The organism is Stenotrophomonas sp. CFBP 13725 (assembly GCF_014841935.1).
GTDB lineage: Bacteria > Pseudomonadota > Gammaproteobacteria > Xanthomonadales > Xanthomonadaceae > Stenotrophomonas.
The window spans coordinates 90,509-115,722 of sequence record NZ_JACYUV010000001.1 but is presented as its reverse complement, the minus strand read 5'-3'; the positions used below and the strand labels follow the sequence as shown (position 1 = coordinate 115,722).

General features: G+C 66.2%; 16 protein-coding genes. 9 read left to right on the top strand and 7 right to left on the bottom strand.

Annotated features, from left to right (window positions below; genetic code table 11):
• Positions 1-173 precede the first annotated feature (173 nt).
• The 3 genes from acnA (at position 174) to IFT65_RS00440 (ending at position 4,556) form a co-directional block, all read left to right on the top strand.
• Positions 174-2,927 (top strand): aconitate hydratase AcnA, encoded by a 2,754-nt coding sequence (acnA, locus tag IFT65_RS00450; RefSeq protein WP_192079291.1) that lies wholly within the window; start codon positions 174-176, stop codon positions 2,925-2,927.
• A gap of 607 nt (positions 2,928-3,534) precedes the next feature.
• The gene (locus tag IFT65_RS00445; RefSeq protein ID WP_188324149.1) at positions 3,535-3,909 is read left to right on the top strand and encodes a type II toxin-antitoxin system prevent-host-death family antitoxin; all 375 of its coding nucleotides are present in this window, start codon (positions 3,535-3,537) and stop codon (positions 3,907-3,909) included.
• Positions 3,909-4,556, top strand: a complete 648-nt coding sequence (locus IFT65_RS00440; protein ID WP_192079289.1) for a hypothetical protein — start codon at positions 3,909-3,911, stop codon at positions 4,554-4,556. Before IFT65_RS00445 ends, IFT65_RS00440 begins: the two co-directional genes overlap by 1 nt.
• Positions 4,557-4,644: 88 nt before the next feature.
• Here IFT65_RS00440 and IFT65_RS00435 read toward each other — a convergent pair whose 3' ends face one another.
• A complete protein-coding gene (locus IFT65_RS00435; protein WP_192079287.1) occupies positions 4,645-6,198 on the bottom strand; it encodes a BCCT family transporter in 1,554 nt (517 codons plus the stop codon).
• 174 nt (positions 6,199-6,372) lie between these two features.
• Between IFT65_RS00435 and betI the strand changes: the two genes are divergently transcribed.
• The 5 genes from betI to IFT65_RS00410 all read left to right on the top strand — a co-directional run bounded on the left by betI (position 6,373) and on the right by IFT65_RS00410 (position 13,419).
• On the top strand, positions 6,373-6,963 hold the full coding sequence (gene betI / locus IFT65_RS00430; protein ID WP_188324151.1) for a transcriptional regulator BetI: 591 nt from the start codon (positions 6,373-6,375) through the stop codon (positions 6,961-6,963).
• A gap of 46 nt (positions 6,964-7,009) precedes the next feature.
• Positions 7,010-8,482, top strand: a complete 1,473-nt coding sequence (betB, locus tag IFT65_RS00425; protein ID WP_192079285.1) for a betaine-aldehyde dehydrogenase — start codon at positions 7,010-7,012, stop codon at positions 8,480-8,482.
• 108 nt (positions 8,483-8,590) lie between these two features.
• Positions 8,591-10,270 carry a choline dehydrogenase gene (gene betA, locus IFT65_RS00420; RefSeq protein WP_192079283.1) on the top strand — a complete coding sequence of 560 codons (1,680 nt, stop codon included), beginning with the start codon at positions 8,591-8,593 and terminating at the stop codon, positions 10,268-10,270.
• Between the two features lie 243 nt (positions 10,271-10,513).
• Positions 10,514-12,190, top strand: coding sequence for a long-chain fatty acid--CoA ligase (locus IFT65_RS00415; RefSeq protein WP_188324154.1), 1,677 nt, complete (start codon positions 10,514-10,516; stop codon positions 12,188-12,190).
• Between the two features lie 359 nt (positions 12,191-12,549).
• Positions 12,550-13,419 (top strand): crotonase/enoyl-CoA hydratase family protein, encoded by an 870-nt coding sequence (locus tag IFT65_RS00410; RefSeq protein ID WP_192079280.1) that lies wholly within the window; start codon positions 12,550-12,552, stop codon positions 13,417-13,419.
• 123 nt (positions 13,420-13,542) lie between these two features.
• Here IFT65_RS00410 and IFT65_RS00405 read toward each other — a convergent pair whose 3' ends face one another.
• From IFT65_RS00405 to IFT65_RS00385, 5 genes are all read right to left on the bottom strand, one after another.
• Entirely contained in the window at positions 13,543-15,717 is a 2,175-nt protein-coding gene (locus IFT65_RS00405; RefSeq protein ID WP_192079278.1) for an ATP-binding protein, read from the bottom strand.
• A gap of 2 nt (positions 15,718-15,719) precedes the next feature.
• Positions 15,720-16,859, bottom strand: coding sequence for a two-component system response regulator (locus tag IFT65_RS00400; RefSeq protein ID WP_192080062.1), 1,140 nt, complete (start codon positions 16,857-16,859; stop codon positions 15,720-15,722).
• Positions 16,860-17,051: 192 nt separating this feature from the next.
• The gene (lysS, locus tag IFT65_RS00395) at positions 17,052-18,569 is read right to left on the bottom strand and encodes a lysine--tRNA ligase (RefSeq protein WP_192079276.1); all 1,518 of its coding nucleotides are present in this window, start codon (positions 18,567-18,569) and stop codon (positions 17,052-17,054) included.
• Positions 18,570-18,692: 123 nt separating this feature from the next.
• A protein-coding gene (prfB, locus tag IFT65_RS00390; RefSeq protein WP_188324158.1) for a peptide chain release factor 2 occupies positions 18,693-19,818 on the bottom strand; the annotation gives its coding sequence in 2 pieces (ribosomal slippage) (positions 18,693-19,742 and positions 19,744-19,818; 1,125 coding nt in all).
• Between the two features lie 93 nt (positions 19,819-19,911).
• Positions 19,912-20,808, bottom strand: a complete 897-nt coding sequence (locus IFT65_RS00385; protein ID WP_192079274.1) for a LytTR family DNA-binding domain-containing protein — start codon at positions 20,806-20,808, stop codon at positions 19,912-19,914.
• 157 nt (positions 20,809-20,965) lie between these two features.
• Here IFT65_RS00385 and IFT65_RS00380 point away from each other — a divergent pair, with 157 nt between their 5' ends.
• Positions 20,966-22,216, top strand: a complete 1,251-nt coding sequence (locus tag IFT65_RS00380) for an acyltransferase family protein (protein ID WP_192079272.1) — start codon at positions 20,966-20,968, stop codon at positions 22,214-22,216.
• Here the strand turns inward: IFT65_RS00380 and IFT65_RS00375 are convergent.
• Positions 22,167-25,079, bottom strand: coding sequence for a VIT domain-containing protein (locus IFT65_RS00375; RefSeq protein WP_192079270.1), 2,913 nt, complete (start codon positions 25,077-25,079; stop codon positions 22,167-22,169). The two genes, IFT65_RS00380 and IFT65_RS00375, sit on opposite strands and share 50 nt — an antisense overlap.
• Positions 25,080-25,214: the final 135 nt, after the last annotated feature.

The following is a 25,214-nucleotide window of genomic DNA, read 5'->3' as shown; positions in this document are numbered from 1 at the left end:
GGGATTAAGTCGTTTATGGCCCCCGCTGGGCTGAAAACGACTTAATCCCCTCCGTCCCCTTTTTGGCCGTGATGACATCGGCGCTACATCTGAATGTGTAAGCTTCTGCGCTGAGCAAGCAGGCGCGCCTGGTGCGCGGCCGTTGCAAGCCATTCGCAAAGGAGTCATCTGCAATGAGTGATTCGTTCTCCACCCGCAGCCAGCTGGACGTCGGCGGCAAGCGCTACGATTACTTCAGCCTGCCCGCGCTGGGCCAGCGCTTCGACATCTCCCACCTGCCCTACTCCATGAAGATCCTGCTGGAGAACCTGCTCCGGCATGAGGACGGTGGGGTCACCGTCGGCAAGGATCACATCGAAGCGGTCGCCAAGTGGGATCCGAAGGCCGAGCCGGACATCGAGATTGCGTTCATGCCCGCCCGCGTGGTGCTGCAGGATTTCACCGGCGTGCCGTGCGTGGTCGACCTGGCTGCGATGCGCGACGCCGTGGTCAAACTGGGCGGCAGCCCGGAACAGATCAATCCGCAGATCCCGTCCGAGCTGGTCATCGATCACTCGGTGCAGGTGGATGTGTTCGGCAAGCCTGAAGCGCTGGACCTCAACGGCAAGATCGAATTCCAGCGCAATCAGGAACGCTACGGCTTCCTGCGCTGGGGCCAGAAGGCCTTCCACAACTTCAAGGTCGTGCCGCCCAATACCGGCATCGTCCACCAGGTGAACCTGGAAAACCTCGCCCGCGTGGTGATGGCGGCTGACAAGGATGGCGTAACGGTCGCGTATCCGGACACGGTGTTCGGCACCGACAGCCACACCACCATGATCAATGGCATCGGTGTACTGGGCTGGGGCGTAGGCGGCATCGAAGCAGAAGCGGCGATGCTGGGCCAGCCTTCCTCGATGCTGATCCCGCAGGTGGTCGGCTTCAAGCTGACCGGGCAGATGCCTGAAGGGGCCACCGCCACGGATCTGGTGCTCACCGTCACCCAGCAGCTGCGCAAGCACGGCGTGGTCGGCAAGTTCGTCGAGTTCTTCGGCGACGGCCTGCAGCATCTGCCGCTGGCCGACCGCGCGACCATCGGCAACATGGCGCCGGAGTACGGTGCAACCTGTGGCATCTTCCCGATCGACAATGAATCACTGAATTACCTGCGCCTGTCCGGCCGCCCTGAAGAGCAGATCGCGCTGGTCGAGGCCTACGCCAAGGCCCAGGGCCTGTGGCACGACGCCGACACCGCACCGGCCCAGTACAGCACCACGCTGGAACTGGACATGGGCACCGTCAAGCCGTCGCTCGCCGGACCCAAGCGCCCGCAGGACCGCGTGCTGCTGGAAGACGTGCAGGCCAACTACCGCGATGCGCTGGTCGGACTGACCACCAACCGTGACAAGAAAGACGTGGACGTGTCCACCTTCATCAACGAAGGCGGCGGCACGGCCGTGGGCAACGAGCAGTTGGCCAAGGGCCAGGCCGACGTTGAACTGGATGGCAAGGCGTTCCGGCTGAAGGACGGCGCGGTGGTCATCGCCGCCATCACCTCGTGCACCAACACCTCCAATCCGGCGGTGATGATCGGGGCCGGCCTGCTGGCCCGCAACGCGGCCGCGCGTGGTCTCAATCGCCAGCCGTGGGTGAAGACATCGCTCGGCCCAGGCTCCCGCGTGGTCACCGATTACCTTGAGAAAGCCGGCGTGCTGACCGAGCTGGAAAAGCTTGGCTTCTACGTGGTGGGCTACGGCTGCACCACCTGCATCGGCAACTCCGGCCCGCTGCCGGCGGAAGTCAGCGCGGGCATCGCCCAAGGCGACCTGGTGGTGACCTCGGTGCTGTCGGGCAACCGCAACTTCGAAGGCCGCGTGCACCCCGAAGTGAAGATGAATTACCTCGCGAGCCCGCCGCTGGTGGTGGCCTACGCCATCGCCGGCACCACCGACATCGACCTGACCACCGAACCGCTGGGTACCGGCAGCGATGGCCAGCCGGTGTACCTGCGTGACATCTGGCCGAGCAACAAGGAGATCGGCGATGTGATCGCCGCGACCCTCGGGCCGGAGATGTTCAAGCAGAACTACGCCGATGTGTTCAAGGGCGATTCGCGCTGGAACACCATCGCCTCGCCGGATGGCGATCTGTACGAGTGGGATGACGGCTCGACCTACATCAAGAACCCGCCCTACTTCGACGGCATGACCATGCAGGTCGGCACCATCGACGATGTGCACGGTGCGCGGATCATGGGCCTGTTTGGCGACTCGATCACCACCGATCACATTTCGCCTGCGGGCAACATCAAAAAGGAATCGCCGGCTGGTCGCTTCCTGCAGGACCGTGGCGTGCAGCCGGCGGACTTCAACAGCTACGGCAGCCGCCGCGGCAATGATGATGTGATGGTGCGCGGCACCTTCGCCAACATCCGCATCAAGAACCTGATGTTCGACGGCGAGGAAGGTGGCAACACGCTGTACTACCCCGCCAGCGGTGGTGAGCCGGAGAAGCTGGCCATCTACGATGCGGCGATCAAGTACAAGGCCGACGGCGTGCCGCTGGTCGTGCTGGCCGGCAAAGAATACGGCACCGGCTCGTCGCGCGACTGGGCGGCCAAGGGCACGCTGCTGCTGGGCGTCAAGGCCGTGATTGCGGAGAGCTTCGAGCGCATCCATCGCTCCAACCTGGTCGGCATGGGCGTACTGCCGCTGCAGTTCCGCAATGGCGAAAACGCGCAGTCGCTGGGCCTGGATGGGTCCGAAACGCTGGACATCACCGGCCTGCAGGACGGCGCCAGCAAGCGCGCCACGGTGACCGCGACCAAGGCGGATGGCAGCAGCCAGACGTTCGAGGCTTCGGTGATGCTGCTGACCCCGAAGGAAGTGGAGTATTTCCGCCACGGCGGGCTGTTGCAGTACGTGCTGCGGCAGTTGGCGGGGCGGTAAGGGGGGTATCGAACGGGCTGAGCCCCCTCGCGGCTGGGGGCTGGTTTCCGGGTTTGGCGACGGGCGGGTGGAGGGTCCGGGGGACGGCAAAAGCCGCTCCTGCGGGCCTCGTTTCGCGCCATCCATGGCGCTCAACGCCCCCGCACCCTCCCCCCACCCGTCGCCCTGACGGTTTCCGGTGGCCATCAGCCGCGTATGAAGAAGAAAAAGGCGGGTGACGGGCGATGCCCGTCACCCGCCTTGTTTTTTGCTGTTGCTTTTGCTCCTTCCCACCCTCCGCTGGCGCGTCGATGCCGGCCGGGAGGGCGGGCGGTGGCGGTGGGCAGGACCGTTGGAGCCCTGGATGGGCGGAAACGAGCCTACATGGGTGAGAGCGCATTGCTTGCGAGGCATTGCCTCGCATGCGCTCGAACGCACAGCCGCCAGCGGCTGGGCCGGGCCGCGGAGCGGGACTTGCGGCGTGTCCTGAACAGCGCCACCGTTCGCCCTCCCAAAGCCCAACTACGCACCACTCGGAAAAATGATTAATTCCTATTTTAGACAATTCATATAAATTGGATGAAACAGGAGTAATCTCGACCCCAAGGCACATCCTGTGGAGTCCACCATGCTGCACACCCCGATCAGCTTCGAGCCCATCACCGAGCTCACCCGCACCACCGCATCGTCGGTGAAAGAGCACTGGCGCAAGGTGATGCAGGAGGTGCGTGACCAGCGCATGGTGGTGGTCACCAACCACAACGAGCCGCAGGCGGTGATCATCTCCGCCGACCAGTACCGTGCGTTGCAGGCCAAGGTCGAGGCGCTGGAACAGTCGCTGGATGAACTGCGCAGCCAGACCCCTGCCCTGACCGAGCTCCGTCAGGGCTTCGACGAGCGCCTGGCGGTGCTGCAGCAGGCGCAGGCCGGTGCGCGCGCACGTGACCTGCTGCAGCGCCCTGCCCGCCTGCAGGGCAAGGTCAAGGCCGGTTCCGGCTACTGATGGCGCGTCCGTTCCTGTACGTGCTGGCCGGCGTCAACGGTGCCGGCAAGAGCTCCATCGGCGGTCACCTGCTGCGTGAAGCCGGGCTGGACTGGTTCAATCCGGATACCTATGCGCGCGCACTGGTGCAGCAGCTCGGCACGCCACAGGCGCAAGCCAATGGGCAGGCTTGGCAGGAAGGCGTACGCCGCTTGCAGGCCGCACTGGCCGAGGGCCACAACCATGCCTTTGAAACCACGCTGGGTGGTACGTCGATAACGGCGATGCTGCATGAGGCCAGCGCAACGCATGACGTGCTGATGTGGTTCTGCGGGCTGTCCAGTCCGGAGCAGCACATCGCCCGGGTGAAGGCGCGCGTGCAGGCCGGCGGGCACCCCATCAATGAAGCCGACATCCGCCGCCGCTGGCCGCTGGCGCAGCAGAATCTGATCGGCCTGATGCCGGTGTTGGCGGCGCTGCAGGTCTATGACAACAGCGCCGATGCCGCGGCGGGTGAGGCGGTGGCCGATCCGGTGCTGGTTCTGCAGCTGCAGGAGGGCATGCTGGAGTGGCCGCAGGCGGATGACCTGGAGCAGCTGCGTGGCACGCCGGAATGGGCCGTGCCGCTGCTGGAGGCGGCGCTACGCCTCGGTAGCACACCGGCCTGAAAGCAACGGCGCCGCTGCGCTCGCCGAGCGTGGCTCGGCGCTACCCACTTCGGGTGCCCCAGCTGCGCCGAGCCGTGCTCGGCGGTTTTCAGCGCCGATGCGGGGCATCCGGGTCGGTGCGCAACGCGCGCAGCAGGCCCACCATGTAGAACACCAGGATGAACGAGAATGGCAGGCCGCACAGCACCACGGCCGTCTGCATCGCGCCGAAGTTGCCAGCCAGCAGCAGGCCGATGCTCACCACGGTGATCACCACGGCCCAGAACACCCGCAGCCAGATCGGGGCGTCGTGGCCATCTTCCACCCCGCCGTCCACGCGCCGGGTGCACAGGTTGGCGATCATCAGCGTGCCCGAGTCCACCGGGGTCAGGAACAGCACGAAGCCGATCACCACCGCCGCACCGGCCACGTAGGGCGCCCACGGCAGGTACTCCAGCAGCTTGAACAGGGTCATCGCCGCATCCGCCTTGGCCACCTCACCCAGCACCGCCTGCCCGTGGTTCAACACCAGGTCGATGGCGGTGTTGCCGAAGATCGACAGCCACGCCAACGTGAATCCCAAGGGGATCAGCAGGACGCCCAGGATCACTTCGCGGATGGTGCGCCCGCGCGAAATACGCGCCACGAACAGGCCGACGAACGGCGCCCAGGCAATCCACCACGCCCAGTAGAACAACGTCCAGCTGCCCAGCCACTCGCGGGCCTGAGGCTGGTTGAGGTAGATATCGAAGCTCTTGCGCACGAACGAGGCAAGGTAGTCGCCGGTGTTCTGCACCAGCCCGTCCAGCAGATGCAGTGTCGGCCCGGTCACCAGCACGAACAGCAGCAACACGCACAGCAGGCGCACATTGAGATTGGACAGCCAGGCGATCCCCTTCTCCACACCGGCCACCACGCCGATCGTGGCCACCGCCATCATCACCAGCACGATCAGCACCAGCGTCTGCGGCGTATCGGGCATGCCGAACAGATAGGTCAGCCCGGATTGCACCACCAGCGCGCCGATGCCCAGGTTGGTCACCATCGATATCAGCGTCGCCAGGATGCCGAATCCGTCAACCATGTCCCCGATGCGACCATGGATGCGCTCGCCGAAGATCGGGTACAGCGCAGACCGCAGCGCCAGCGGCAGGTCCCGACGATAGGCGAAGTAGGCAAGTGCGACACCCACAAGCGCGTACAGCGCCCAGCCGTGCAGTCCCCAATGAAGGAAGGTCAGCGCCATTGCCTCGCGACTTGCCTCCACGGTGCTGCCCGGCTGGTCCGGCGGGGCCAGGAAGTGGTCCAGCGGCTCATAGGCACCGTAATACAGCAGCGCGATGCCGATGCCTGCGGAAAACAGCATCGAGACCCACGGGACGTACCCGAACGCCGGCGCTTCTTCGTTGTGGCCCAGCCGGATCGCGCCGTAGCGCGACAGCGCCAGCCACAGCACAAAGCACAGGCAGATGACCATCAGCACCATGTACCACCAGCCGAACGCGGCGGACACTTCGGCCTGCGCGACCTTGAGCCAGTGTTCGCTGGCATCGGGATGCAGCACGGTGAGCAGACCCAGCACACCGATGGAAAGGGCGGAGCTGAAGAACACGAAGCCGTTCAAACGCAGCGGCGACGGAGCAGAGGAAGCCTTGGAAGACATGGGGTTGTCTCTTCGATCCAGGAAGCACGTACGTGGGGCCGGATCGGGGGGCCAGACGCAGGGCGCGGGGGACGCAGGCGCATCCTACGCCTTTATTGATTGAACGTTCAATCAATAAAAAGTATAGTGACTCCTCTACCCGGTCCCGTACCGGTTGCCGCGCATGGAGAAACGATGCCAAAGAAAGGAATTGAGCCGGTCCGCCGTGAACAGCTGATCCGCGCCACCTTCGAGACGATCGACGAGATCGGCCTGGCCGATGCGACGGTGGCCACGATCGCGCGCAAGGCAGGCCTGTCCACCGGCATCGTGGCCCATTACTTCGGTGACAAGGATGGGCTGCTCAATGCATCGATGCGGCAGATCCTGCGCGAACTGAAAGCCGCCGTCGCACGCTTCCGCGACACCTGCGCCGACGACGCGCGCGCGCAACTGCGGGCCATCGTCGACGGCAACTTCGACGACAGCCAGACCAACGGCACGGCCATGCGCGTCTGGTTGACGTTTTGGGCCGCCAGCATGCACCAGCCGGAACTGGCTCGACTGCAGCGCGCAAACGATCAACGCCTGTTCTCCAACCTGTGCCACCAGTTCAAACGTGCGTTGCCCGCGCCGCAGGCCATCCTGGCCGCACGCGGGCTGGCCGCGATGATCGATGGCCTGTGGCTGCGCGGCAGTCTGGTCGGCGGTGAGTTCAATGCCGACAAGGCGCGCCGCATCGCTTACGGCTATATCGACTTCCAGTTACAGGCAAACGCGCTATAAGCGCTGGGTGCCCTCTCCCCTCCCCCTTCCCCTTCCAGGAGTTCCCATGTCCACCCTGCCCCTGCAGCAGCTTTACATCCACGGCAAGCTGGTCGACGCCACCAGTGGCAAGACCTTCCAGACCGTCAACCCGGCCACTGGCGAGGTCATCGCCGAGGTCCAGGTCGCCAACAAGGCCGACGTCGAGCGCGCCGTGGCCAGCGCCGCGGAAGGCCAGAAGGTGTGGGCGGCCATGACCGCGATGGAGCGTTCGCGCATCCTGCGCCGTGCGGTGGACATCCTGCGCGAGCGCAACGATGACCTGGCGCGGCTGGAAACGCTGGACACCGGCAAGGCATTGAGCGAGACCACCACGGTGGACATCGTCACCGGTGCCGACGTGCTGGAGTACTACGCCGGCCTCGCCACCGCGATCGAAGGCAGCCAGGTGCCGCTGCGCGAGTCGAGCTTCTTCTACACCCGCCGCGAGCCGCTGGGCGTGGTCGCCGGCATCGGCGCCTGGAATTACCCGGTGCAGATCGCGCTGTGGAAGTCCGCCCCGGCGCTGGCCGCCGGCAACGCGATGGTGTTCAAGCCCTCCGAGGTGACCCCGCTGACCGTTATTGAACTGGCAAAGATCTACACCGAAGCGGGTGTGCCGGACGGCGTCTTCAACGTGGTGCAGGGACCGGGCCGCGACGTCGGCACCTGGCTGACGGAACACCCGGTGATCGAGAAGATCTCCTTCACCGGCGGCGTGGAAACCGGCAAGAAGGTCATGGCGTCGGCCGCGTCCTCGTCGCTGAAGGAAGTCACCATGGAACTGGGCGGCAAGTCGCCGCTGGTGATCTGTGATGACGCCAACCTGGACCGCGCGGCCGATATCGCGGTGATGGCCAACTTCTTCAGCTCCGGTCAGGTGTGCACCAACGGCACCCGCGTTTTCGTGCCGCGCAGCATGCTGGCCGCGTTCGAAGCGGCGGTGGTGGAACGCGTCAACCGCATCCGCATCGGTGACCCCACCCAGGCTGACACCAACTTCGGCCCGATGGTGAGCTTCGCGCACATGGACAACGTGCTGCGCCTGATCGAAACCGGCAAGACCGAGGGCGCGCGTCTGCTGACCGGCGGTGGCCGCGTGACCGACGCGGCGCTGGCCAACGGCGCCTATGTGCAGCCGACCGTCTTCAGTGACTGCCGCGATGACATGACCATCGTGCGCGAAGAAATCTTCGGGCCGGTGATGAGCATCCTGGCCTACGACGACGAAGAGGAAGTGATCCGCCGCGCCAACGACACGCATTTCGGCCTGGCCGCGGGCGTGGTCAGCAACGATATCGCGCGTGCGCACCGCATCATCCATCGCCTGGAAGCGGGCATCTGCTGGATCAACACCTGGGGCGAATCGCCGGCGGAAATGCCGGTCGGTGGCTACAAGCAGTCCGGTGTCGGCCGTGAGAACGGCATCTCCACCCTGGCCCACTACACGCGCATCAAGTCGGTGCAGGTGGAACTGGGCGACTACGCCAGCATCTTCTGATTGCCCCTTCCCGGTAACGACCGACGCGCTCCTCCCCCTGCGTCCGGTCATTCCTTCATCCCGCCAGCCGGTCGCGCATGCGCACCGGCGAGCCTGCAGGAGAACGACATGAGCACCCTCAACGAATACGACTACATCATCATCGGCGCAGGGTCGGCCGGCAACGTGCTGGCCACGCGCCTGACCGAAGACGCCGACGTGACGGTGTTGCTGCTGGAAGCCGGTGGTCCGGATTACCGTCTCGACTTCCGCACGCAGATGCCGGCCGCGCTGGCCTTCCCGCTGCAGGGCAAGCGCTACAACTGGGCGTACAAGACCGATCCCGAGCCGCACATGAACAACCGGCGCATGGATTGCGGCCGCGGCAAGGGCCTGGGCGGTTCGTCGCTGATCAACGGCATGTGCTACATCCGCGGCAATGCGATGGACTATGACAACTGGGCCAGCATGCCGGGCCTGGACGACTGGACCTACGCCGATTGCCTGCCGTACTTCCGCAAGGCCGAAACGCGCGACATCGGCGCCAATGATTACCACGGCGGCGATGGCCCCTTGCGCGTCACCACCCCGAAGGCCGGCAACAACGTCCTGTTCAAGGCGATGATCGAAGCCGGTACGCAGGCGGGCTATCCGCATACCGACGACCTCAACGGCTACCAGCAGGAAGGGTTCGGCCCGATGGACCGCACCGTGACCCCACGCGGCCGCCGTTCGAGCACCGCGCGTGGCTATCTGGATCTGTCCCGCCCGCGCCCCAACCTGACCATCGTCACCCACGCGCTGACCGATCGCATCCTGTTCTCGGGCAAGCGTGCGGTGGGCGTGGCATGGCTGCGCAACGATGAACCGCAGAAGGCGCGCGCGCGCCGCGAAGTGCTGCTGTGTGGCGGGGCGATCGCTTCGCCGCAGGTGCTGCAGCGTTCCGGCGTAGGTCCGGCCGACCTGCTGCGTGGCCTGGGCATCGACGTGGTGCACGACCTGCCGGGCGTCGGCGCGAACCTGCAGGATCACCTGGAGATGTACCTGCAGTACGAGTGCAAGCAGCCGGTATCGCTGGCACCGGCGTTGAAGCTGTACAACCAGCCGGCGATCGGCGCGGAGTGGCTGTTCCTGGGCACCGGTACCGGCGCCAGCAACCAGTTCGAAGGCGGCGGCTTCATCCGCAGCAACGAGGAATTCGACTGGCCGAACCTGCAGTACCACTTCCTGCCGGTGGCCATCAATTACAACGGCTCCAACCCGATCAAGGAGCACAGCTTCCAGATGCACGTCGGCTCGATGCGCTCGCCGAGCCGCGGCCGCGTCCACGTCCGCTCCACCGATCCGCGCGAACATCCCAGCATCCTGTTCAACTACATGTCGCATGACCAGGACTGGCGCGAATTCCGCGATGCGATCCGCATCACGCGCGAAATCTTCGCCCAGCCCGCGTTGTCACCGTACACCGGCCGTGAGATTTCGCCCGGCAACCAGATGCAGACCGATGCGGAGATCGATGCCTTCGTCCGCGAGCATGCCGAGACGGCGTACCATCCGTCGTGCTCGAACAAGATGGGCAGTGCATCGGATCCGATGGCGGTGGTGGACGGCCAGGGCCGCGTGCATGGCATGGAAGGCCTGCGCATCATCGATGCGTCGATCATGCCGCAGGTGGTGACCGGCAACCTCAACGCGCCGACGATCATGATCGCCGAGAAGCTGGCCGACGTGCTGCGCGGGCGCACCCCGCTGCCGCGCAGCACCGCGCCGTACTACAAGGCCAACGGCGCCCCGCCGCGCCAGCGTTGAGGTAGAGCCGACGGGTAGAGCCGACGGGTAGAGCCGACTTCAGTCGGCTACCCACCACATCACCGCACGCTCGCCGAGCGCGCGGCGCGGCCCTACCGTTTACCGCATGCAGAACCACACAGAGGCCCGCCATTGGCGGGCCTCTTCGCGTTTTCCATCCGGGACGGTATGCTGCCAAGGCTGGATCTGCATGATACTGGCTACCGCAACACTCAAATTCTAAGTTTCCTGGAGGGGGAAATCATGAGCCTGGAACGTCCCTGGTTGCAGAGTTATCCGACCGGCGTACCCGCCGAGATCGACATCAACGAGTTCCACTCGGTCTCCTCCGTCTTCGACGCTTCGGTAGCCAAGTACCGGGACCGCCCCGCCTACTCCAGCTTCGGCAAGGTGCTCACCTACGGTGAAACCGATGCACTGGTCGAACAGTTCGCTGCCTACCTGCTGGGCGAGCTGCAACTGAAGAAAGGCGACCGCGTCGCGCTGATGATGCCCAACTGCCTGCAGTATCCGATCGCGACCTTCGGCGTGCTGCGCGCCGGCCTGACCGTGGTCAACGTCAACCCGCTGTACACCGCGCGCGAGCTGAAGCATCAGCTGGTCGATGCCGGCGTCACCGCCCTGGTGGTGGTCGACAACTTCGGTGACACCGTGCAGCAGGTCATCGCTGATACGCAGGTCAAGCATGTCATCACCACCGGCCTGGGCGACATGCTGGGCGCCAAGGGCGTGGTGGTGAACTTCGTGCTGAAGTACATCAAGAAGATGGTGCCCAACTACACCCTGAAGGGCGCCGTGCGCTTCCGTCATGCGTTGAAGCTGGGCAGCCGCCATGAGCTGCCGAAGGTGGAGATCGACCACGACGACATCGCCTTCCTGCAGTACACCGGTGGCACCACCGGCGTTGCCAAGGGCGCGATGCTGACCAATCGCAACCTGGTCGCGAACATGCAGCAGGCTTCGGCCTGGATCGGCGCCTCCGGCATCGAACCGGGCAAGGAATGGATCATCACGGCCCTGCCGCTGTACCACATCTTCGCGTTGACGGCGAACGGCCTGGTCTTCATGAAGTTCGGTGGCTGCAACCACCTGATCACCAATCCGCGCGACATGAAGGGCTTCGTCAAGGAGCTGAAGGGCGTGCGCTTCACCGCCATCACGGGCGTCAACACGCTGTTCAATGGTCTGCTCAACACGCCCGGCTTCGACACGGTGGATTTCTCTTCGATGAAGGTCACTCTGGGGGGCGGCATGGCCGTGCAGCGATCGGTCGCCGAGCGCTGGAAGAAGGTCACCGGCGTTACCCTCGTGGAGGCCTATGGCCTGACCGAAACCTCGCCGGCCGCGTGCATCAACCCGCTTACCCTGGCCGAGTACAACGGCTCGATCGGCCTGCCGATTCCCTCCACCGACGCCTGCATCAAGGATGACAACGGCAACATCGTCGGCGGTGACGACGTGGGCGAACTATGCATCAAGGGTCCGCAGGTGATGAAGGGCTACTGGCAGCGGCCTGAGGACACCGCCGGCGCCATTGATGCCGACGGTTGGCTGCACACCGGCGACATGGCCAAGATGGATGCGCAGGGCTTCTTCTACATCGTGGACCGCAAGAAGGACATGATCCTGGTGTCCGGCTTCAACGTCTATCCGAACGAAGTCGAGGACGTGATCGCGATGATGCCCGGCGTGCTGGAAGTGGCCGCGGTCGGCGTGCCGGATGACAAATCCGGTGAGATCGTGAAAGTGGTCATCGTCAAGAAGGACCCGAACCTGACCGCCGAACAGGTCAAGGAACACGCACGCGCCAACCTGACCGGTTACAAGCATCCGAAGATCGTCGAGTTCCGCAAGGAACTGCCGAAGACCAACGTCGGCAAGATCCTGCGCCGCGAACTGCGCGACGCCCCGGCCCCCTGAGCCGCCCCCGGCCCGCACGATCCGGCACCCCGGTAGCGCCGACCCATGGTCGGCGACCGCAGTAGCCCGCACGGTCCCGGCACCCCGGTAGCGCCGACCCATGGTCGGCGAGCGCAGCGGCCCGCACGATCCCGGCCCCCCGGTAGCGCCGACCCACGGTCGGCGACCGCAGCAGCCCCCGCGACGACGCATTCCGCCACCTGACCCTCACGATGACCGAAACCTGACAAGGCCGGCGTCGCGAACGACTCTGGCTTTTCCATTCGGCGCAGTTGCGTCGGTGTAGCATCGCCGCGAGTGGACCCGTCGGCCCGCCGACCACCGATCCTCCCGCGGGCCAGCCATGCCGAGGAACTGCCATGAGCACCATTGAAAAGCTGCCCGTCACCCGCCCCTACACCACCATCCGCACCGAAGACAGCACTGATGGCGCCGCCCATTGGCTGTATATGCATGCCGATGCCAGCACCGGTATCCGCCCCTGCTGCCGCAAAGACATGCTTGACGAAATGTGGAGCTACATGAGCGCCATCACCCGCGGACCGGCGGCGCGGCATGACGGGCGGCTGCGCCATTTCGTGCTGGCCTCCGATGCCAGTGCCTACAACCTCGGCGGCGATCTGGACCTGTTCACGCGGTTGATCCGGGAAGGCAACAGGGACCGCCTGCTGGCGTACGCCCAGCGCTGCGTGGAAGGCGTGCACCACCTGCACACCGGCTTCGGCGGTGATGTGCGATCCATCGCGCTGATCCAGGGCGATGCGCTCGGCGGCGGCCTGGAAATGGCGCTGGCCTGCCACACCATCGTGGCCGAGGAAGGCGCGGGCATGGGCCTGCCGGAGGTGCTGTTCGGGCTGTTCCCGGGCATGGGCGCGTACTCGTTCCTGTGCCGTCGGGTGGCCCCACAGCAGGCAGAAAAGATCATCCTTGACGGCCGGATCTACAGCGCCGAAGAGATGCATGCGATGGGTGTGGTGGATGTGCTGGTAAAGAAGGGCGAAGGGCGCAAGGCGGTAGAAGACCTGATCCGCCAGCATCAGCGCATCCCACAGTCCTACCTGGCCATGAACGCTGCGCGCAACCTGGCGCAGGCCGTCAGCTACGACGAGCTGCTGGAAATCACCAAGGTCTGGGTGGATTCGGCGCTGGCGCTGGGCGACCGTTCGCTCCGCACGATGGATCGGCTGATCAAGGCGCAGACGCGCCGTGCCGGCCTTGACGCGGCCTGAGTGCGCTCCCTCCCCCACGCGTACATTCGGCAGGTGCCGGCCATGGGCCGGCACACTGCGTTCCGACCAGGACCGGGCGATGGCGGGCATTCCGCCGCGCATCGCCCGGCACCATCCTGTCACTCAGCGCGGATCAGCCTCGTCGACGCCGGGCTGGCTGCGATGGACGGCACGTGCATTCAACGCCAGGCGTCCTTCTTTCACGGTATCGGCCAGCACGGACAGGCGCTGCCGCCACTCCGCCTTCAACTGCCAGTCGGCCATGCGCATCAGTTCACCCGCGCGGTTGGCGGCACGCACCAGCCCAAGGTTGCTGGCCACGCCCTTGATGGCGTGTGACTGTTCACGGAACTGCACCCAGTTCATTGCGTCGCCGTCCTGCTGCGCCTTGCGCATGCAGGTCTCAGCATCGGCCAGGCATTGGCGGATGAACTCCCGCTCGAAGCCCTCGCCCATGCCCAGCGATGCCAGTTCGTCCAGTACGGCCGAATCCAGCACCCCGTCGGTTCCCGCCGTGAGCGTGCGTACGATCGGCGCCGATGGCTTGAGGTCACGATTGGACGCGATCTCGGCCAGGGTATCCAGCAGGCGCACGGCCACCACCGGCTTGGCCAGGAACGTATGTGCGCCCGCCTGCATGCAGCGCTGGATCGCATCCGGGGTCACATCCGCACTGAGCACCAGCACCGGTGTGCGCGGTGCACCGCCGGCCTGCAGGACCCGCAGCTCTTTGAGCATGTCCAGGCCACTCATGCCCGGCATGTGCAGGTCGACGATGGCCGCATCGAAATCGTTGTCGGCCATCGCATCGAGCACGGGCTCGCCACCGTCCACGCACAGCACGCGATGACCGGCCTTCTGCAGCAGGCGCTGCAGCACCATGCGGTTGGCTTCGTGGTCATCAGCGACCAGGATGCTCATGCTGCGCACCCGCGCGCGGTGCCGCAGGAAGGGATCGGCGAAGGCGATCACGTTGCCGCCCTCGCCTTGCAGTGGATTTCCCACCAGGGCGGGCGTCACGACATGGGACTGCGGTTGCGGCGGTGCGAATGGCACCTCGATCCAGAAGCAGCTGCCCTGCGGCAGGTTCTCCTGGTAGCCGATCTCGCCTCCCATCGCTTCCACCAGCCCCTTGGCGATGGTGGTGCCCAGCCCGGTGCCTTCGTGGCGGCGCGCCATGCTCACGTCGGCCTGCTCGAACGCCTCGAACAGCCGCGGTCGCATGGCCGGCGCCACGCCGATGCCGGTATCGATGATGTCGAAGCGCAGCCGCACGCCCCCATCGGTCTCGGCGCGGACTACGCCCACGCGCAGCTCCACTTTGCCGTGATCGGTGAACTTCACCGCGTTGCCGGCCAGGTTCAGCAGGATCTGCCGCAGGTGGCCGGTGTCACCGCGCAACCGCGGCGGCACGGTCTCGTCGATCTTCACCCGGTAGTCCAGCCGCTTGGCCTTGGCCTGCGGCAGCAGGATCAGGCCGATGGCCTGGATCACGTCACCCAAGGCGAAATCTTCCGCCGCCACGCGCAGTTTGCCGGCCTCGATCGCCGAGATGTCCAGTACCTCTTCCACCAGCGCCAGCAGGCTGCGCGATGACGCCTGGATGGTGTTGAGGCATTCGCGCTGTTCTTCGTCCAGGCGCGTCGTGGCCAGCACTTCGGTCATCCCCGCCAACCCGTTCAACGGCGTGCGGAACTCATGGCTCATGTTGGCCAGGAACCGGCTCTTGGCCTCGCTGGCCCGGCGCGCTTCGTCCATCGCCTGGGTGAGCTGGCGCAGCAGCGTGGAGAAATACAACGGCACCGCCGCAAGTCCCAGCCAGAGGCCTATCGCCAGGCGCGCGTTATCCACCCAGTAATCGGTATACAGCGCGGTGCAGCCGAAGCTGACCATGGCCATCGCCACGGCCAGATAGAGGTAGTTGTTGCCGAAACGCATGCCGTTGCCCACGGTCACCCACATCACCACGATGTAGACCCACGACAACGGCTCGCCCATCTGGATCATGCCGGCGGCAATCAGTCCGTAGTCGGCCAGCATGCCAAGCACACGGCGCGGGTCGGACCGTTGCGGCCGCCACAGCAGCCAGGCGAAGGCCAGCACCGACAGCCCCAACCCGCCCAGCACGATCGCCAGCACGCCGACATACTGCGAGTGCGGAAGGTCGTTGCGAACGCCCGGCATCAGCACGTACGCCAGGATGACGCTGATCAGGGCGATGCGGACGATCTGCTGCCCGTGCTCGGAATCCTGGCGGAGGGCCAGTCGCTGGCGCAGGCGGGTCAGCAGAGCGGTCATGGTCAGAAGCCGGGTCGGACCGAAGCGGTGGAATGTTCGGCGCAGATCTGTTCCAGCTGCTCGCGCCCCTGCAGCAGCGCGTCCACGATACGGGGGTCGAACAAGCGTCCCCGCTGCGCGTATAGATAGGCCAACGTGGCATCCATCGTCCATGCCTCCTTGTACGGTCGTGGCGATATGAGCGCGTCGAACACATCGGCAACCGCGACGATGCGCGCCTCCAACGGGATCGCATCGCCGACCAGGCCGTCCGGGTAGCCGCTGCCGTCGTAGCGTTCGTGGTGGCGCAGGGCGATCAAGGCACCGACCTGGATGAAACGGTTCTGGCTGCCGCTGAGCAGCTCGTGGCCGATCCGCGGATGCCGGCGCATGATCGCCAGCTCTTCGTCGTTGAGCTTGCCCGGCTTCAGCAGCACCGCATCGGGAATCGCGATCTTGCCCATGTCATGCAGCGGGGCCGCCATTTCGATCAGCTTCACTTCCTCTTCGGGAAGCCCCAACTGTTCGGCGATCAATCCCGCCACCCGGGCCATCCGCTCGAGGTACGCGCTGGTGCCCGCATCGCGGAATTCGATGGCGCGCGCCAGCCGTGACAGCGTCTCGCGCTCGCGCTCTTCCACCTCGTGCATGCTGGCCAGCAGGCGCTGCTCCAGCGACAACGCACGCTGCTTCACGTTCTCGGATTGTTTGCGCAGCTGCAGCAGGTTGTAACAGCGTGCGCGCAGTTCGCGTGGCCGGATCGGCTTGACCAGGAAATCGATGACGCCCGCTTCCAGTGCCGCCTGGCGGATCGGCTCATCGCCGACCACGGTGATCAGGATCACCGGAATGTCGCGGTGCTTGGGCAGGCGACGGAAGCGGCGGGCAAATTCCAGCCCGTCCATCTCCGGCATGCGGTAGTCCAGCAGCAGCAGGTCGACCGGCTGCGATTCGCACCAGTTCAGCGCCGACAGCGGGTCGCCGAAATCGTACACAGCCAGTTCCGGCGCGATGTCTTCGATGACATGGCGCAGCATCGTCCGGGCAGACGTCTGATCGTCAACGATCACAATATTCAATGCTGCTTCTGCCTGCTTGTTCGACCACCCTGGAATCGGGGTTGGCGAGGATAACCTGCCATCCTGCGTGCCCGCACCCTGCATCAGTCCGATATCCGCCATGCGCTCCCCGGATCTTGATCGCCGTCACATTGTGGCGGCATTCTGGACGCGGCCTGCCGCCTCCCCCCAGGAATTGCAGGCCATATCGGCCATCACAGGCCTCGCCGACACGATACTCCAGACATCGCAGCTTAGGTAGGTGCAGGCCTCGGCCCACACCTGCCCCCCCCGGACTCAGGCTTCCGGACGCATGTACGGGAACAGCAGCACATCACGGATCGAACTGCTGCCGGTCAGCAGCATGACCAGGCGGTCGATGCCGATGCCCAGGCCGCCGGTCGGGGCCATGCCGTATTCCAGCGCGCGGATGTAGTCAGCGTCGTAGTGCATCGCCTCGTCGTCGCCACCGTCCTTGGCCTCGACCTGCGCCTGGAACCGGGCCGCCTGGTCTTCCGGGTCATTGAGCTCGGAGAAGCCGTTGGCCAGCTCCTTGCCGTTGATGAACAGCTCGAAGCGGTCGGTGTAGCCCGGTGCATCGTCGTTCGCGCGGGCCAGCGGGGACACTTCCACCGGGTGATCGGTGATGAAGGTCGGCTGGATCAGCGTGTGTTCGACGGTGGCCTCGAAGATCTCCAGCAGCAGCTTGCCCCAGCCGTAGGACGGCTTGATGCGTATCTTCAAGCGTTCGCAATGCGCCGCCAGTGCGTCGCGGTCGGTGCAGTCGGCCAGGCTGATGTCCGGGTTGTGGTGGCGCACGGCCTCGTCCATCCGCCAGCGACGGAACGCCGGTGCCAGGTCGATGCGCGCCCCGTCCCACTCCACTTCGGTGGTGCCCAGCACCTTCTGCGCCACGTCACGGATCACGCCCTCGGTGAGGTCCATCACTTCGTTGTACGTGGCATACGCCTCGTACAGCTCCATCATCGTGAACTCGGGGTTGTGGCGGGTGCTGACGCCCTCGTTGCGGAAGTTGCGGTTGATCTCGTACACGCGCTCCAGGCCACCCACGACCAGGCGCTTGAGGTACAGCTCCGGTGCCACGCGCAGGTACAGGTCCAGGTCCAGCGCGTTGTGGTGGGTGGTGAACGGCTTGGCCGTGGCGCCGCCGGGGATGTAATGCATCATCGGCGTTTCGACTTCCAGGAAGTCGCGGTTGTCCAGCCACGCGCGCATGGCGCGGATGATCTTCGAGCGCTTGATGAAGACCTCGCGCGATTCCGGAGTAACGATCAGGTCGACATAGCGCTGGCGATAGCGCTGCTCCACGTCGGCCAGGCCGTGCCACTTGTCCGGCAGCGGACGCAGCGACTTGGTCAGCAGGCGGATCGCGTCGGCCTTCACCGATAGTTCGCCGGTACGCGTGCGGGTCAGACCGCCTTCCACGGCGATGATGTCGCCGACGTCCCAGCCCTTGAAGGCGGTGTAGGCGTCGCCCAGCACGTTGCCCTGCAGGAACACCTGGATGCGGCCGGATTCGTCCTGGATCTGCGCGAAACTGGCCTTGCCCATCACCCGCTTGGCCATCAACCGGCCCGCCATCCGCACCCGCCGCTCGCCGGCTTCCAGCGCCTCGGCCGTCCACTGGTCGGCATCGATGAAGTCGGCCTGCAGCGTGCCGGCGAAATCCTCGCGGCGGAAATCATTCGGGTAGGCGATGCCCTGGGCGCGCAGCGCGTTCAGTTTGGCGCGACGCTCAGCGACAAGGCTGTTTTCGTCGACGGGGGGCTGCGGCGCGGCGGTCTGCTCGTTCATGGGCGTGGGGGTCGTGTCATTGGGGAGGGGAATCAGGGATTCCGGCCCGCCGAGGATACGACGGACCGGGGGTGGCTGCGCCTGCAGCCACCGGACGGGTCACCGCACCGGTGACCCGCAGGCTCAGGCGTCGCTGCGTTTGGCGCCCGCTTCCAGGCCGGATTTCAGGCTGGCCTCGATGAACTCGTCGAGGTCGCCATCGAGCACCTTCTGCGTGTCCGTACGCTCGATGCCGGTGCGCAGATCCTTGATACGGCTCTGGTCGAGCACGTAGTTGCGGATCTGGCTGCCCCAGCCGATGTCGGACTTGGTCGCTTCCAGCGCATCGCGCTCGGTGTTGCGCTTCTGCACCTCCAGCTCGTACAGCTTGGCGGCCAGCATCTTCATCGCGGTGTCGCGGTTCTGGTGCTGGCTGCGGCCGGTCTGGCAGGCCACGACCGTATTGGTCGGGATGTGGGTGATGCGCACCGCCGATTCGGTCTTGTTGACGTGCTGGCCACCGGCGCCGGAGGAGCGATATACGTCAGTACGCAGATCAGCCGGATTGATGTCGATCTCGATGTTGTCGTCCACTTCCGGCGACACGAACACCGAGGTGAAGCTGGTGTGGCGGCGATTGTCCGAATCGAACGGCGACTTGCGCACCAGGCGGTGCACGCCGATCTCGGTCTTCAGCCAGCCGTAGGCGAAATCGCCCTCCACGCGGAACGTCGCCGATTTGATGCCGGCCACGTCGCCACCGGAGACCTCCATCAGCTCGGTTTTCCAGCCACGCGCTTCGCACCAGCGCAGGTACATGCGCAACATCATCTCGGCCCAGTCCTGGGCTTCGGTGCCACCGGCACCGGCCTGGATGTCGACGAAGGCGTTGCAGTTGTCCATTTCGCCGGAGAACATGCGCTGGAATTCCAGCTGTTCCACGTGCTTCTGGTACTTGTCCAGGTCGGCGACCACCGCGTCTGCGGTCTCCTCGTCCTGCTCGCTCTCTGCCAGCTCCAGCAGGTCGGTCGATTCGGCCAGGCCATCCAGGATGCTGGCGATGCCGCCCACGGTCTTTTCCAGCAGCGAGCGCTCACGCCCCAGGTTCTGGGCGTACTCCGGCTTGTTCCAGATATCGGGGTTTTCGAGTTCCCGGGTTACTTCTTCCAGGCGCTCTTTCTTGACGTCGTAGTCAAAGATACCCCCTGAGCGACAGCACGCGATCGGTCAGATCGGTGATGCGCTGGCGGACAGGATTCAGCTCGAGCATGTCGGCGGTTTCTGTTCGAAAGATGACCTGCAATGATAGCAAAATGCGGCCACCCGGTCGGCCGACCCGGCACCTGCCCGGCGTCGTGGTCGATCACGCGCCCAGCGCCTGGCGCAGCACCGGCAGCTGCCGCCGGCTGCACGGCACCCGACCGCCATCGGCCATGTGCAGCAGGGCTTCGCCCCCTTCGGTGGGTTCGATCGAGCGCAGGCAGGCACGGTTGACCAGCCAGCTGCGGTGGCTGCGCAGGAACAGCTGCGGATCCAGCCGCTGCTCCAGCGCGGCCATGGTGGTCCGCAGCGGGTAGTCGTGTCCGCGCACCCGCAGGTTGACGTAGTTGCTGGCCGCCTGCGCGTACTCGATATCAGCCGTTGCGACGAGGAACTCCTTGCCCAGCGTGCGCACCAGGAAATGCGCCGGGCGATCCACCGGCTCCACCGGCGGCGCATCGTCCGGTGCCGCCAACAGGGCCGCCTCGCCCTGCCGCCGCCGCCCGAACCACGCCACCGCATGCACCGCACAGACAAGGATCGCGTAGGTCTGCACATCCTTGAACAGTTCGTACAGCCACTGGGTAGGCCAGGGTCCGTACTGATAGGTGCTGCCCACCGCCGCGTGCGCTGCCTGGCGCAGGGCCACCATGCCGGTGACATGCAGCAGCCACCACGCCACCCCGCCCAGCACATACACCGGCAACCGCCGCCGCCACGTATCGGCATGCAATGGCCAGCGCCACGCCAGCCGGATCAGCACGGCCAGCAACAGCAGAGACACCACCCCACTACTGGCTTCATCCACGCTGGTGGAAAACCAGTCGAAGGCCTCGTGGTCGCGGGCAGCACGCATCCAGCCGACCAGCACATTGGCCGCTGCCGTGCCCATGAATACGGCCAGCCAGAACAGGGCCACCGCGCGCGCCGTGCGCCGTGGTGACCGGAGAACGTGTGGCGTCGTTGCCGCGGCCTGCGGCGTTGAGTGGGGGCTGTCCATCCCGCGCATTATGGCGTGCGACGGCGGTTTCAGCCGCCCCGTTGGTCCCTCGCCGCCCGCCATCGGTCCCTGCCGGTCGCCCACACGGCCCCTGCCCTGCATCGCCCCCACCCGACGACGGCACGCTTCGGACTTCCTTCCCGGGCTGCCCGTCACCATGCACCGCCGACATGATCTCGACGCCCTGCGCGTCCTCGCCCTCATGCTGCTCATCCCGTACCACGTCGGCATGGCCTACGTGGACGACTGGGGCTTTCATCTGAAGAGCGCGTACACGGCGGAATGGCTGCAGTGGCCGATGATCGCGCTCAACCGCTGGCGCATGCCCTTGCTGTTCGCCATCTCCGGCATCGCACTGGGACTGGCTGTTCCTGCGGCGGGACGCATGCGCTTTGCGCTGCGGCGCAGTGGGCGGTTGCTGCTGCCGCTGGTGTTCGGCATCGTCGCGGTGGTCAGCCTGCAGGCCTATTGCGAAGCGGTGGATACCGGCGACGTCGCCCCCGGACTGGGCGCCTTCCTGCTCCGCTACTGGCAATTCCGCCCGTGGCCCGGCGCCCACTTCACCGGCGCGGCCTTCGGCTTCACCTGGAACCATCTCTGGTACCTGGCCTATCTGGTTCCGTATTCGCTGCTGATGATCGGGCTGGCGTCGCTGCTGCGGCCCTTGCGCGCGCTGTTGCCCAGCGGGTCGCTGTCGAACCGGGGGATCGCCACGGCCGGCCTGCTGCTGCCGGTGTCCTGGCTGGCCTGGAACATTCTGGTGGTGCTGCCCGACCATCCGCCCACCCATGCCCTGATCGGCGATCTGTTCGTCCATGCCGAGTCATTGCCGTTGTTCGCGCTGGGTTTCATCGGTGCCCGTTGGCAGCGCGGGTGGGACCTGCTGCTGCGCTGGCGCTGGCCCACGCTGTGGCTGGCCGTGGTGGGCCTGTGCCTCGAGTTGGGCATCCGCGCGCTCGGCCGGATGCCGGGCCTGGACGGAAGCGAGGCGTGGATGCTCGCACTGCCGTGGGCGCAGACCGAGCGCATCGCACGCGCGCTGTACACGTGGACCGCGCTGCTGGCCCTGTTCGGCTGGGCACGGGCATGGCTGGACCGGCCGTTCCGATGGCTGCCCTATGCGCGAGAGGCGGTGTTCTGCCTCTATATCCTGCACCAGACCGTGCTGATCGTGCTGTTGTACTGGCTGCGTCCACTGGCCGTGGGGCCTTGGCTGGAACCGATGCTGGTGTTGGTCGGCACGTTCGCCGGCAGCCTGCTGCTGCATGAGCTGCTGATCCGCCGCGTGCCCCTGCTGCGGCCGCTGTTCGGCCTGCCGCGCCGGCATCCCGCTCGGAATCCAGCCACTCCGTCTGCCATCAACGCACCTCGAACTCGCCCACCAGCACCGTGTCCGCCTGATCCTTAAGCCGCAGGGTGACCTGCTGGTCCTGCTGCCGGGCAGTCCCCCAGTGCGTGCTCAGGCGCAGGGTGAGCGTGGTCGCACCGGTCACCAGCTGCTCGCGGCTGCCGAAGAAATTGGCTTCCACCTTGTAGACGCCGGGTTTGGCCTCGCGCAGTGAAAACTGCTCGGGCCCATACCCGCCGGTGAAATCTTCCGACATCGCCCCGCCCTGGTAGGTCAGTCGATTGCCGTAGTACGCGCGCTCGCCATTCGGATCGGTCACCCACAGGTCCATGTCACTGTTGTCGCTGTCCCAGCCCAGCACCACGCGCAGGTCCAGTGGCATGGGGACGCGCAGCCGGGGATCGATCAGACCGGCATCCAGGTGTTCGCGGGCCGCCAGGGTCGTGGCTTCATCCAGCGCGATCAGCGAAATGCCGTTGAAGCGTGCATCCCACGGCCGCAGTACCACTTCGTACAGCGCACTCAATGCGGCCGGGTACTGGCCATCGGCTTCCAACGCCAGCCCCAGGTCGCGGAAACTCTGCGGCTCCTCCTCGCCCATTGCCAGCACGTCACGGAACACCGGCACCGCCTGCGCTGCGGCCCCCGCCTGCATCAGGCGATAGCCCAACACGCGCAGCACATGGCGGTTCTCCAGCTGCATCTCCGCCAGGTTGGACAGCACCCGCAGGGCCAATGCACGCTGGCCCTTGGCCAGCAGCAGATCAGCCACGTCCAGGTAGAACGCACTGCTGTCGGCATGCGCGGCACGTTCCTGCAGATAGGTGCGGTAGAGCTCTCCCGCACTGGCGGCACGCAGGCGCCGGGCGTAGTCGGAATCCGGTGCCCAGGGCGCAAGCGAAATGGCGATGGCGCCGCTATGGCTCACGCGCTCCCCGGCCACGTCCGTCGCTGGCGTCCCGGCCGGGGCCGGGGCTGCCAGCGCCATCGGCGCCGGCGGGGGCACCGGGGCCCCCATTTCATCGGCAGCACGCGGTTCGGCGAACGCCTGCAGCGCCGCCATGGGCGCGCTTTCCCGCAGTGCCACCGGTCGGCTTTTCTGCTGCTCGGCACGCGGGGGTGCCTGCTTCGGCCACCGCGTCTCCCACCACCGGCGGCGTGCGGCCAGCTGCCCCGCGATCTGCTCCAGCCTGGCGCTGCGCGCGTGCTCGGCGTCGTCCACACCCAGTGCGTGCAGGCGGTCATAGTCGGCACGCAGCGGTGCCGGCGGGCGAATGCCGTTGGCCAGGTAGTCGTCCAGTGTCTCCAGCACGATCAGGGACGTATCTGCGCCGACCAGACCGAACTGCTGCGACAGCGAACGGATGCGCGCATCATGACGCGACGGATCGCCCGCCCAGTCGGCCAGCGTCGCCCTGGCCCACGCATGGGCAACAAGACCTCCGGCCACGTCGCGGGCGGCGCTGACCGCAATGCGCTCGGTCACCATGCCACCGTCCGCTCCACGCAGGCGCAGGACCACGGTCCCATTTTCATCGTGCACGGCACCGTGGACGCGCACCCATCCCAGCCCTGCATCGCTCACCTCGGCGACCAGTTGATCCACGCCGTGTCCTTCGAGCGACATCACCTGCACCCCCTGTTGCAGCAACTGCGGTGCCACGGTTGCGGCGTCGGCGGCACGGGTCAGTACCAGCACGCGCCCGGCGTGCGCCGACGTCCATGCGCGCAGGCGCGGCACGTCGGTGTTCTCGCCTGCGCCACTGATCGCGTACAACCGCTGGCCGGCCCGCAGTGCCGGCAGCGCACGTGCACCGTAGTTGGCCAGGCCATCGCTCACCAGCACGTATTCCTCGATGTCCGCGCGCGGCGTCCACGCCCCCAGTGCGCTGGCACCGTCCAGCGGCAACGCCTGCAGGTACGCGCGCAGTGCCGACCAGTCGCCGCCGCGGATGGCGAAGTCACGCACGGGCTCGGCCTCGTCGCGCAGCACGGTCAGCTGCACCCGCCCCGTGCCGATGGCGCGGAAGTACGCATCCAGGACGGCCAGCTCCGCCTCGCGGTTGCGCCGCACCGCAGACCCCGATGCATCCCACAACAGGCCGACGCGTGACGGCATCGTGCGCGCGCGGACCTGGCTGGCGACGGGCACCTGCGCCAGCAGATAACGCTGGCCCTCATGCGTTCCCGTCACTACATCGGCCTGGCGCACCTGCGACACGGTCCATTGGGCCAGCGGCGGCAACGCGGCCCCCGCGCCCTGCCAACGGGCGTGATACCGGCCATCGCGCAGGACAAAAGCCCAGTCCGCTGCGGACACCGGACGCGGTGTGCCGCCACCACTTGCCTGCAGGCGCACGTCCACCTGCTGCGCATTCCGGGCGAACTGTAGCGGCAGGCTCCAGCGCAGGCCCTGCGCATCGGCCGGCAACGTCTGCCGCACCACCAGCGCAACGCGTCGGCTGCCGCGTGCGGGAATGGGATAGATGCGCAGGCGGAATTGATTGCCGGCGGTCTGCTCCAGCAGCCCCGGATCCACCCGGCGTCGTTCGATGGCCTCGAACACCTGCCGACCTTTGGCCTTCGCCACCGGCACCGCGTCGCGTAACGTCCCATCGATGTCCAACGCAAAGCCGGCCACCTGCTGACCGTCCGCGAGCGGAAACGCCAGCTGCCCTTCCAGTACGCGCGCGTTGGGGTTGAAGAACTCCATCTCGATACGGGTTTCGGCAAGTCCGCCGGCGACCTGGCTGTCCAGGCTGACCCGACGCAGCTGCACCGGTACCTCAGCGCCCTTTACCTGCAGCACCGGCGCGGTTACGGCGGCCACAGGCGGCAAGGGCGAGCGTGCGGCGACCGTTCCGCCGTGCAGACCCGCGACCAGACAGCAGAGCAGACCGATGCGGCGATGAAGAGATTCCATGGGGCGCTCCTGCGTAGTGGATGCTCCATTGAACGGCTGGTTGCGAGGAACGGGGTTGAGTGGATGCATGATGGGCCTGCACATCCGCATGAGCGACCATGTCACTCCCTGATCGCCCTCCGGAACCTCCTTCCC